The 7,198-nt window shown below is 40.3% G+C and carries 6 protein-coding genes; 4 read left to right on the top strand and 2 right to left on the bottom strand.

Going from position 1 to position 7,198, the window contains the following annotated elements; all coding sequences use genetic code 11:
- Positions 1-893: LON peptidase substrate-binding domain-containing protein (locus Q1V93_RS01225; RefSeq protein WP_300660363.1), on the bottom strand; the 893-nt coding region annotated here is incomplete at its 3' end.
- A 376-nt stretch (positions 894-1,269) separates the two neighbouring features.
- Here Q1V93_RS01225 and Q1V93_RS01220 point away from each other — a divergent pair.
- Positions 1,270-2,379 (top strand): acyl-CoA desaturase, encoded by a 1,110-nt coding sequence (locus Q1V93_RS01220; protein ID WP_300660361.1) that lies wholly within the window; start codon positions 1,270-1,272, stop codon positions 2,377-2,379.
- A 16-nt stretch (positions 2,380-2,395) separates the two neighbouring features.
- On the opposite strand, the gene Q1V93_RS01215 is transcribed toward Q1V93_RS01220, so the two are convergent.
- Positions 2,396-2,605, bottom strand: a complete 210-nt coding sequence (locus tag Q1V93_RS01215) for a DUF4287 domain-containing protein (protein ID WP_300660360.1) — start codon at positions 2,603-2,605, stop codon at positions 2,396-2,398.
- A 147-nt stretch (positions 2,606-2,752) separates the two neighbouring features.
- Here Q1V93_RS01215 and Q1V93_RS01210 point away from each other — a divergent pair, with 147 nt between their 5' ends.
- The 3 genes from Q1V93_RS01210 (at position 2,753) to Q1V93_RS01200 (ending at position 6,983) form a co-directional block, all read left to right on the top strand.
- Complete coding sequence (locus tag Q1V93_RS01210; protein ID WP_300660358.1) at positions 2,753-3,367, top strand: hypothetical protein; 615 nt, start codon at positions 2,753-2,755, stop codon at positions 3,365-3,367.
- Between the two features lie 93 nt (positions 3,368-3,460).
- The gene (locus tag Q1V93_RS01205; protein ID WP_300660356.1) at positions 3,461-4,438 is read left to right on the top strand and encodes a DNA/RNA non-specific endonuclease; all 978 of its coding nucleotides are present in this window, start codon (positions 3,461-3,463) and stop codon (positions 4,436-4,438) included.
- Between the two features lie 187 nt (positions 4,439-4,625).
- Positions 4,626-6,983 carry a T9SS type A sorting domain-containing protein gene (locus Q1V93_RS01200; RefSeq protein WP_300660354.1) on the top strand — a complete coding sequence of 786 codons (2,358 nt, stop codon included), beginning with the start codon at positions 4,626-4,628 and terminating at the stop codon, positions 6,981-6,983.
- Positions 6,984-7,198 lie beyond the last annotated feature (215 nt).

Raw genomic sequence — 7,198 nt, 5'->3', positions numbered from 1 at the left:
CAAAGAAAAAGTGGAGCAAAGAAGTTTCTAAGTTGTTTTACAAGGAACTGTCCAAATTGCAGCGGATTGTCTCCCAACTCATCCTGGATAGTACGGATTTGCTGATGCAGGAAATATTCTCTTTGCTGACGATCCATATCCAAACGCACTTTCGTCTGAATTTCATTGCGCATTTCCAGCAACTGAGACTCCAATGTCAGGTGTTCAACCACCAAACGTGCCCTCTTTCTGAAATCGAGTTCTTCCAGTAATTCCTGCTTCTTCTTCACATCCGCATTCATATTGGAAGAAATAAAGTTCACCATGAAGGTCGGCGACTCAATATTTCCGATCGCGAAAGCCGCTTCAGAAGGAATATTAGGACTGTCTTTAATAATCTGAAGCGCCAGCTCTTTGACATTTCTGAAAAGCAGTTCCATTTCCTGATCGTCTTTTTCCGGCAGAATTTCCGTCAGAAACTTCACTTTCGCACGCATGTACGGCTCGGTTTGGTAAGGTTCAGTTATTTCAAAGCGTCTTTTTCCCTGGATAATCACTGTTGAGGAACCATCCGGCATTTTCAGCAAGCGAACGATTTGCGCAACGGTTCCGATTTGGTGCAGGTCATTGAATTCCGGACTTTCTTCGTCCTGATCAATCTGAGCCACTACTCCGATGATCTTTTTTCCGCTGTTTGCATCCTGCAATAATTTCAACGATTTATCACGACCGATCGTAATGGGAATCATTACTCCGGGGAAAAGCACATTGTTTCGAAGTGGTAAAATGGGTAAGTCTTCGGGAAAAACTTCCTTATTCATATTGTCCTCGTCATCCTGAGACATTAAAGGCAAGAATTCCGCATCTTCTTCTCCGGAAGCAACTATAATTGTATTATCGAATGAATCTTTCATGTATGTGTATTTTAACGCCAAAATGTCATTGATCTTATCACAACAACTGATAAGCAGTCAAAAAAATCCCGACACTGTGGATTGTCAAGCCTTATGCCAAGATGAAATTCATGACGATTTGACAGCATGAAAATATGCAACCGGAATTGAAGTTCGATACAAATCTCCTTCCTTTTCTTTGATTTTAAAGTGTCTGCGTAAATCTCTTTCAATAATTAACGATTCGCCTCCGGATTGTTAATCAACTGATACGACTATGATTACCCTCAAATAACCGGTTCAAAATCCGGAATTCCGCTAAATAAAAGGGAAACCGGTTTCCTGACGGCAACTAATGCGACTTTTTATACCTACCTTGTGCACCTAACTAATTTGAATGAGCGAAATAGGTTCAGTGAAATGGAAGAAGAAAGACCTTGAACACTTCTTTCCAACACTTAAGAAACGCGTAGATGGATATTTTAGCGGAAACAAAATAAAAAAACAAGGAAACACTAAACTGTACATCAAAGCAATCGCTCTTTTGGCCATTTATATTACCCCTTTTATTCTCCTTCTCACCATCCCACTCCCGGTTTTTGCACAATTGCTGCTTTGGGCTTTGATGGGTTTTGCATTGGCGGGAATTGGCATGAGTGTGATGCATGATGCGAATCACGGAGCGTTTTCGAAGAACAAAACATTGAATTATTTTATGGGACATACGCTCAATTTACTGGGCGGTTCGGTTTGTAACTGGAAAATGCAGCACAATGTATTGCATCATACATACACCAACGTGGCAAATATGGACGAGGACATTGATGACAAACTATTGATGCGTTTTTGTCCGCATTCGGAGCGCAAATCCTACCATCGCTTTCAGTTTATTTATGTGGTTTTCTTTTATTCGATCCTGACTTTATACTGGGTAACACTGAAAGATTTTGTTCAGTTCATGCAATACCGTCGCCACCAGATTTTTTGTGAAGAGAAGAAAAGTCATGTGCGCAAGATCATCCAGATTGTTTCGATGAAAGTGATTTATTTCTTCACCGCGCTTTATTTGCCGATTGCCATTATCGGTTTGCCGGTCGGAGTAACTATCTTAGGCTTTTTATTGATGCACGCCATTGCAGGCTTCATCCTGGCACTTATTTTTCAGTTGGCACATACGGTAGAAGGAACCAGTCATCCGCTTCCGAACAGCGAAGGAATTATTGAAAACGACTGGGCCATTCACCAGCTTCAAACAACAGCTAATTTCTCCCGCAAGTCCAAATGGATTTCCTGGTATGTGGGTGGCTTAAATTTCCAGGTAGAACATCATTTATTCCCGTATGTCTCGCATATTCACTATCCTGAAATTGCGGAGATCGTAAAGGAAACGGCAGAAGAATTCGGTGTTCCTTATTTGGAGAACAGAACGTTGATGAGTGCTGTGAATTCACATTTTGCGTTTTTATACCAATTGGGAAAACCCGTTCCGGTAGCAATCCGTTCTTAAATTACAGTCAGCACATTCAATTTCCGGTATTTTTCAGATAGTGCGTTGTGAGGGTTCTTGCCCAATAACGTGGAACGGCATGCATTTCCTGCAAAAACGCAACTACCTCATTGGATTTTTTCTCACCGGCATTGAAATTCGTGAGTGTTTCCAGCCAAAAAGCAATCGGTTTGCCCGTTTTTTCAATGACCTGCTCGTCTGTTACGTCCCAATATTCTTTTTTCATCTGACCGAAAATTAATTTCGTGAAAGGTAACGCTATTCAATCTTTTTCAGTCTTCTGAAACAGAATCAACAATTTCCCGGGTCTTGTTTTAACCAAATTTTAACAAGTGGCATACAATTTGTTTCTTCCCGGAATGAAACTGCAACCATGAAACCTGTTTTCTATATTCTTTCTTTAGCCATGTTCCTTGCTTCCTGCAAAAAGGGAAAAACACTTCCTCATGTTGTAGCTGTTCAACTGATCACAACGACTGAAGCTTCCGTTTATCTGGAAAAATTCTTTCCTCCTTTTGATCCTTCCAATCCCAATGAAACGCTTATCTACCCGAGTTATGCGCATGAGTATTCTACTTCCGAAATTGCTACAAAATTCAACCAGGAACTAGTCTCTTCTTTGAATAAAAACAACCTCACTCTCCAAACCGATACGGCCATCTATGTTTTGAAAATCACAAACATCCGTATGAGTGAATCCGTTCGGAGGGAAAGTTACATTGACAGCTGTTCGTTCAATCACTCAGTCAATTTTGTGTCTGTTTCCAGCCTGCATTTCCAGGCAAATGCTGCCCTATACAAAAACGGCGTTTTAATGGGCACATGGAAAGAAGAAGGAAACTCCGGGGAAACTGTCAGATCCAAAACAGACAGCTGTAATAAGCCAAAAATCAGGCGGGTTCTTCGCGGTCCTTCGTCATTGATAAACCAGGTTGCTAAAGAAGTGAGAGTCCGGGTTTCGAAAAAAATGTATGAACTGGAAGTTTGAACGGTGGTTTCCCGAAGATCCACAATTGTGGGAAATACGGTTGATTAAGACGTTCCGGATGCTTAGGTTTGTAGCATATTTAAAGCTTAAGCCATGAGAACACTTATCATTATTTTAGCAGCCCTCTTCCTCCCATCTTCTCAGGCTTTTTCACAGCAAAAAAGAAATCACGATGGCAAAATGGTATTGGCTCATGTGAATACGTTCCGGGAGCATACAGACAGTACCAGCAACAAACGAACGGCTCCGGCAAGCATTTCCGGTTTGGAACTCCCCAAAACCGTATCGGGTGATCAGATTATCAAACACATGGCATATTCTCTTCTATACAATGAAGCTCATGAACAGGCAAGCTGGATTGCTTATGAACTCACGGAAGAAAGAACCAACAATGTGTACGAAAGAACCGATAAATTTCTTGTAGACCCAATGGTTACAAGTGGTTCGGCAACCGATAAAGATTACGAAAAATCGGGGTATGACCGCGGGCATTTGGCACCGGCAGCTGATATGGGCTGGTCGGAAGTAACAGTGGCAGAAAGTTTTTACTACAGCAATATGAGTCCGCAGGAACCAAGTTTTAATCGCGGAATCTGGAAAAAAGCAGAAGAATTGGTTCGAAACTGGGCAATTGAAAACAAAGACATTTATATCGTAACGGGCCCTGTTTTGACAGAAGGTTTGAAAACGATCGGTCCGAATGAAGTTTCCGTACCTGCATATTACTACAAAGTGATTTTAGATTACTCGGAACCGGATGTTAAAGGAATTGGATTCATTATGCCGAATGCAGCATCTCAAAAAGAGTTGAAATCGTTTGCGGTTTCGATTGACAGTGTTGAAACTTTCACGGGAATCGACTTTTTCCCGTTACTTCCCGACAACGAAGAAAAAATCATTGAACGAACGGTGTGTATCGATTGCTGGTCCTGGGGGAAAACCGCAGAAACAAGCTCCGAACCAAAAGAAATAGTTTCAGTGCAATGTTCTGCAACAACACAATCAAACACCCGTTGCAAACGCATGACTAAAAGTCAGAACGGACTTTGCTCACAACACGGAGGAAATTAAATCCGATAACCTACAACAACAAAAAGCGCAAGACCATGTTTTGCGCTTTGTATTTAATCCCGTTATTTGATGTCAAACTGCCTTATTTCGCTCCATTTTATTCTATGAAGCAACTCAAACCAATCGAAACAAAAAAGCAATCAGTCAGTTATCATTACAAAAATGTATTTTTGTAAAAATCTGTTTCATGAAATCAATCAGACTACTCGCTTTTATCTGGATCACTTTTTACAGTTTCTTCTCCTTTTCTCAGAGTGCCATTTATGGCATCAACCAAAGAGGTGGAAATGGATCCGGGCACATCTTCAAATACTCCACTGCAGACCACACATTTAAAGTTGTTTACAATTTTCAAACTTTTTTAGGGCAAATAGGAACCAACAATGAATTCCTCGCTCATCCGAATGGAAAACTTTACTCTTTTGTTGTTCTGCCTTGTTCTATTGGAGTTTGTTCTTATAATCCGGCATCCAATAATTACCAAATAGTTGCTCAAACCGACTATTACGCCGATATGGTTTTTGGCAAACCGGTACTGGGAACCAACAAATTACTTTATAGTATTGGCGGATGGGCTTCGGAAAGCCGTCTTATTTTTTCATATAATGTTCAAACCAACAGGTTAGATACCGCAGCCTATTTCAAACCGAATCACGGAAATCCTATTTCAGGTTTAACCGCAGCTTCTGACGGAAAGTTTTACTTTAATACTTCTGCTGCAATTTGCTGTTTCGACCCCGGAAAACCTGCAGCTGATGCAATATCCGTATTGAAATATATCGGCGGACTTACCGGCGAATTGGCTGAATTTGAAAAAGGAATGTTATATGGTCACACCCCTTCCAATATTTTCTCTTTTGATTACACGCAAAATACCTTTGAGATAAAAGCACAACTTTCCGCTCCCGTACCGAATGGATTTATCAAATCCAGTTATGACGGAATGCTTTACGGTCTTTGTCAAGGACAAGGAGCTTCATCGGGACAACTCTATCGCTTTAATCCACAGACAAACCAGGTATCAGTTCTCTACACATTTGACAACAATTCTTCCTATCGTCCTAAAGGAAAACTCACTCAAATCGGAAATAAACTTTATGGGACTGCGAGCTATGGCACACAGGGTTCGGGAAATATTTTTTCCTACAATGTAAGCACTTCGGAATTCCAAAACCAATTTCAATTCACAGACCCTGTTGGCGGAAGTCAATATCCCATGGGAACACTTGCCCTTCACAAAAACGGCAATCTCTATGCACTGGCTGCTTCTGGCGCAGAATTTTCAGGATCCGTTGTGCAATTCAATCCGACAACTTCTGATCTTAGAGCAGTTATCCGATTTTATCCGCCACCAATTCCAACTAATTATCCTTCCGGTAAATCAATGGTACTAGCATCTAACGGATTACTTTACGGCATTTTTATTAATTATCCCAACTACTTGTTTTCATTCGATCCGGCCTCCAATACTTATCAAAACCGAAGCAAACTCCCGCTTGAAAAGGATTTTTACAACTTGACAGATGCTGGAAATAACACATTATACCTCAGCGCATTGGATAAAAACTCTTCAAGTTTTAACAACAGTTATATTCTGAAATACGATACGCAAACAGATTCAATTACAACCGTATACAATGCAACCGGGTTTCCGAAAATGACTTACATGATTGCCGGGAATGATTCCGAACTTTACGGATACTGCCAGGCAACAAACTATGATGATCTGGGACTTTGTAAATTTTCCCCCGGCACTCAGTCAATCACATTGATCAAGCAATTCTATGGAACAAGTCTTAATCCCAGTCAATTACAGAAAAGTGCTTCAGGAAAAATAATAGGTATTCCAATGAACAAATACGGAACAGGGGGAACAACCCTTTTTTCGTATGATCCGGCAACATCAACCTTTGAATATTTGCATCAATTTCCTGGCAATGAAACAACAAATTACCCGACTGATTTCTGCATCGGAAACGATCAAAAAGTTTACGGAATCAGAATGGATCCACAATTAAAGAGATACTTGTTTTCTTATGATTTGTTAGAAAATAGCTATCGTTCGAATATTGAACTGGATTTTGGATTGAGTAATTCTCCTTACAGTCAATTGGTCATGGGAATTGATAACTTGATCTACGGTACGGATTCAAAACTATACTCTCCAAAAATAAAAGGAAGTCTTTTCAGTATTGATCCGAACACTGAAGCCTTTGAAACAATTCATCATGCAGGTCCCGGTTGCGGAACCTACGGATCTGGCTTAGTAGAAGTCAGAAATCCGAATCCATACAATCAATGCGAGAGCGGGCATTGCTGGTATTTATTTCCAAATCCCAGTTCAGGCACAATCACATTGAATCTATTGCAGGGAGAAATTCCCAATTCTTTGAAAATCTACAATGCAATGGGACAATTGGTTTTGGAAACAAATCAATTAAAAGCTTATCAAAAACTGTCAATAGAGCATCTGACCTCTGGCGTTTACAGAGTAAAAATGGATTTTTCAGACGCTTCGGTTACAACTTCTCTAATAAAATATTGACACATATTTTACTTCTCTCACCGGAATTGATCTCTTTTCGAAACTTCGGGGCGATGGAGAAAAAGGCATTAAGCAAAAAGCGCAGAACCAAAATCCTGCGCTTTTCTTGTTTATAAACATGTAACCCGATCAATTAGTTTGATGACACCATCAACACTCTTTTTTGTTCGGTTTTTTGATCATCGCTGATCTTCAAAATGAAGAACTGACCATCA

The sequence above is a fragment of the Fluviicola sp. genome (assembly GCF_030151805.1).
GTDB lineage: Bacteria > Bacteroidota > Bacteroidia > Flavobacteriales_D > Crocinitomicaceae > Fluviicola.
This window is presented reverse-complemented; position numbering and strand designations above follow the sequence as displayed.

What these genes read in the sequence shown, in the direction of transcription:
- Q1V93_RS01220 (WP_300660361.1), top strand. Translation starts at nt 1,270, where the DNA reads ATGAGCGAAATAGGTTCAGTGAAATGGAAGAAGAAAGACCTTGAACAC.
- Q1V93_RS01215 (WP_300660360.1), bottom strand. Translation starts at nt 2,605, where the DNA reads ATGAAAAAAGAATATTGGGACGTAACAGACGAGCAGGTCATTGAAAAA.
- Q1V93_RS01210 (WP_300660358.1), top strand. Translation starts at nt 2,753, where the DNA reads ATGAAACCTGTTTTCTATATTCTTTCTTTAGCCATGTTCCTTGCTTCC.
- Q1V93_RS01205 (WP_300660356.1), top strand. Translation starts at nt 3,461, where the DNA reads ATGAGAACACTTATCATTATTTTAGCAGCCCTCTTCCTCCCATCTTCT.
- Q1V93_RS01200 (WP_300660354.1), top strand. Translation starts at nt 4,626, where the DNA reads ATGAAATCAATCAGACTACTCGCTTTTATCTGGATCACTTTTTACAGT.